3 protein-coding genes are annotated in these 3,219 nt (G+C 72.0%); 2 read left to right on the top strand and 1 reads right to left on the bottom strand.

Annotated features, from left to right (window positions below):
- The first annotated feature begins 310 nt into the window (after nucleotides 1-310).
- Nucleotides 311-1,288, top strand: a complete 978-nt coding sequence (locus AC1MIR_RS01965; RefSeq protein ID WP_480026504.1) for an N-carbamoyl-D-amino-acid hydrolase — start codon at nucleotides 311-313, stop codon at nucleotides 1,286-1,288.
- On the opposite strand, the gene AC1MIR_RS01960 is transcribed toward AC1MIR_RS01965, so the two are convergent.
- Nucleotides 1,275-2,279 carry a Bug family tripartite tricarboxylate transporter substrate binding protein gene (locus AC1MIR_RS01960; RefSeq protein ID WP_480026503.1) on the bottom strand — a complete coding sequence of 335 codons (1,005 nt, stop codon included), beginning with the start codon at nucleotides 2,277-2,279 and terminating at the stop codon, nucleotides 1,275-1,277. The genes AC1MIR_RS01965 and AC1MIR_RS01960 overlap by 14 nt on opposite strands.
- A gap of 209 nt (nucleotides 2,280-2,488) precedes the next feature.
- Between AC1MIR_RS01960 and AC1MIR_RS01955 the strand changes: the two genes are divergently transcribed.
- Nucleotides 2,489-3,219, top strand: a 731-nt coding sequence (locus AC1MIR_RS01955; RefSeq protein ID WP_480026502.1) for a hypothetical protein, incomplete at its 3' end; no start/stop codon positions are given.

Below are 3,219 nucleotides of genomic sequence, written 5' to 3'. Positions count from 1 at the left end.
CCCCCCGGCCCGGCCCCCCCACCTGTCCGCCGGGGTGGGGCCCTTCGGGCCCCGCGGGGGGGGGGGGGGCGGCGCGCCGGCGGGCGGCGCGACCGCCGCCAGGGCAATCGCGCCGGCGATCACGCGCACCGCCGGGGGAAGAAGCTGCAAGGCGATGCGTCCCGCTTTGGAAGGCTGACCACCTACCCACCGGCCAGCGCAGCAGCAACCCCTTGCACTATCGGAACCCTGTCCGACTCAGGCGGATGCGCCCGGCTTGACCCGCCCGGCCCCGGCCTGGATCGTCCGCCCCACCTGCCAGGAGTGCCGCATGTCCCGCCGTCTCGTCGTCGCCGCCGCCCAGATGGGCCCGATCCAGAAATCCGAGGGCCGCGACATCGCCGTCGCGCGCATGGTCGCGCTGATGGAGAAGGCGGCGCGGCGCGGCGCCGAGGTGGTGGTCTATCCCGAACTCGCCCTCACCACCTTCTTCCCGCGCTGGTACCACGAGGATCTGGCCGAGGCCGACCCCTGGTACGAGCACGCGATGCCGTCCAACGCCACCGCGCCGCTCTTCGACGCGGCGAAGCGGCTGAATGTCGGCTTCCACCTGGGCTACGCCGAGAAGACGCCGGACGGGCACCGCTACAACACCGCGATCTACGTCCATCCCTCGGGCGGCATCGCGCTGAAATACCGCAAGGTCCACCTGCCCGGTCACGCGGAATACGACCCCGTGCGCAAGGTGCAGCACCTGGAGAAGCGCTACTTCGAGCCGGGCGACCTCGGCTTCCCCGTTGTGCGCGCGCCGGTCGGCTCGGCCGGTCCGGTGAATATCGGGATGATGATCTGCAACGACCGCCGCTGGCCGGAGGCCTGGCGCGTGCTCGGGCTGCAGCAGGTCGAACTCGTCATGCTCGGCTACAACACGCCCAGCCTGAACATGGAGAACCGCGGCTTCGAGGCGCATCACCTGCGCGTCGCCCACAGCCATCTCTCGATCCAGGCCGGCTGCTACCAGAATGCGTGCTTCGGCGTCGGCGTGGCCAAGGCGGGCATCGAGGACGGGCACGAGCTCTTCGGCCATTCGATCATCGTGAACCCGCAGGGCGAGATCATGGCCCAGGCGACCTCCTGGGACGACGAGGTGATCATCGCCGATTGCGACCTCGGCATGTGCGAGCTGGGGCGGAGCACGATCTTCAACTTCGCACGCCACCGCCGGCCGGAGCATTACACCCGCATCACCGCCCAGGTCGGCAGCGAGCCGCCGCCGGTGTGGGAGCCGGGCAGCCTCAGTTCAGGCTGATCCCTGTCTCGCTGACCAGGCCCTGGATCATCCGGCGCTCGCGCAGCACGCGCTCGCCGAGTGCATCGGCGGCAGCCGGCACGGGCTCCGCGCCCAGCGCCTGTAGACGTGCGCGGAGTTCGGGGTCGCGGGTCGCGGAATCGAGCGCGGCTTCGAGTTGCCGCCGCACGGGCTCCGGCGTGCCGGCGCGACAGAAGATCGCGTTCCAGCTTGTAAGGTCGACGCGCGGAAACCCGGCTTCGGCGATGGTCGGCACGCCATCGATGCCGCCCCGCCGCGCGGAGGTGACGGCGATCGCCACGGCGCGCCCGGATTCGATCACCGGCCTGATCGAACCGACGGTGATGATGGCGGAGGCGATGGTGCCGCCGGCCAGGTCCCGCGCCGCCTCCGCGCCGCTGCGATAGGGAACGTGATCGAGCTTCACCTGAGCCTGCTGCGCCAGCAGCACGCCAGCAAGGTGGCCGACGCTGCCGACGCCCGGCGTGCCATAGGTCAACCCGTCCCGCGCACGCGCCGCCGCGACATAGCCCTGCAGATCCGCCGCGTTCAGGCCGCTCGACGCGGCCAGGACGTAGGGGGCCTCCGCCACCATCCCGACCGGCGCGAAGTCGCGCGCATAATCGAAGGGAACGCTGCGGTTGATGAATTGCGCAACGACGAAGGAGGCGGATTCGAACAGCAGCGCGTGCCCGTCCGGCGGCGCTGCCGCGACCTGCCCGGCCGCCAGCGCGCCGCCCGCGCCGGGGCGATTCTCCACCACCACAGCCTGGCCGAGCGCCGCGGCGAGACGCGGCTGGATCAGCCGGGCCATGGTGTCGGAATTGCCGCCAGGCGCGAAGGGCACGATCAGGCGGACCGGCCGGTTCGGAAAGGCACCCTGGGCAAGCAGGGGCGGCGCCGGGAGCAGCGTGGCTACAAGGACGATCAGGCGGCGCCGCGTCGGGTGCGCCATCGCTGCCTGAGTCTGGTCGTCCCTTTGCTTTCTCATCGCGGCCTCCAACACGGTCGCGCCGAGGCTAGAGCACGCGCCGTTGCGCTGTCTTGTGATCATTTCGAACGTGCAGGACCGCCTTCGCGCCGCCGGTCTGGAACCCGTGAGCGGGCCGGGGTAGAGGGGCGCCGGCGCGGCCGCTTCCGGTCGTGCGCCCTCCACCCGACCCTCCCCGCAGACGGGTGGGCGATTCCGCAGGATCACCGATGACGGCACCCTCCCCCTATCCCGTGCTGTACCGCGTCGCCGCCGCGACCGAGCTCCGCGAGGGGCCGGGCCCGGACCACAAGGCGATCCGGGCGCTGCCGGTGGACCAGACGCTGACGCTGATCGGCCCGGCCGGCCAGGCCTGGCTGGAGGTGGAGGCGCCGCAGGGCAATCGCGGCTTCGCCCCCGCCGGCCTGCTCCGCCGCCAGGTGGCCGGCGCCAAGCCGCCGCAGCAGGTGACGGAGATGTTCCCCTGGCGGAACGTGGAGCGGGTGAACCGCGACCCCAAGATGCTGCACCCCGCCTTCCGCAACCGCGCGCTGCGCACGGTGGCCCGGCTGAACGCCGAGGGCCTCCCCTTCGGCATCTACGAAGGCCTGCGCGGCCCCTGGCGGCAGAACCACCTGTACGCCTCGGGCCGCACCCGGCCGGGGCGGATCCTGACGCCCGTCCAGGCCTGGGACAGCCTGCACCAGTTCGGCCTCGCCGCCGATTTCGTGCTCGCCCTGGAAGGGCGCTGGTCCTGGGACGACGACGAGGCGCATGCCCCGATGTGGGACCGGCTGGAAGCCGTCGGCGCCGATGAGGGCCTGGTCTCCCGCCCCGGCGAGCGGCCGCATCTGCAGCTGGCCGATGTCAGCGTCGCCGACCTGAAGGCCGGCAAGCTGCCCCCCAACACCGATGCCGCCTGGACGACCGCCTTCACCTGGATGGTGGAGAGCTGGGACGG

It is taken from the genome of Falsiroseomonas sp. RANM36 (assembly GCF_056682175.1).
Note: the sequence above shows the minus strand (reverse complement) of the source record. Positions and strands in the feature narration are given on the sequence as shown.

Coding starts and splice junctions, on each gene's coding strand:
- AC1MIR_RS01960 (WP_480026503.1), bottom strand. CDS start 2,279: ATGAGAAAGCAAAGGGACGACCAGACTCAGGCAGCGATGGCGCACCCG.
- AC1MIR_RS01965 (WP_480026504.1), top strand. CDS start 311: ATGTCCCGCCGTCTCGTCGTCGCCGCCGCCCAGATGGGCCCGATCCAG.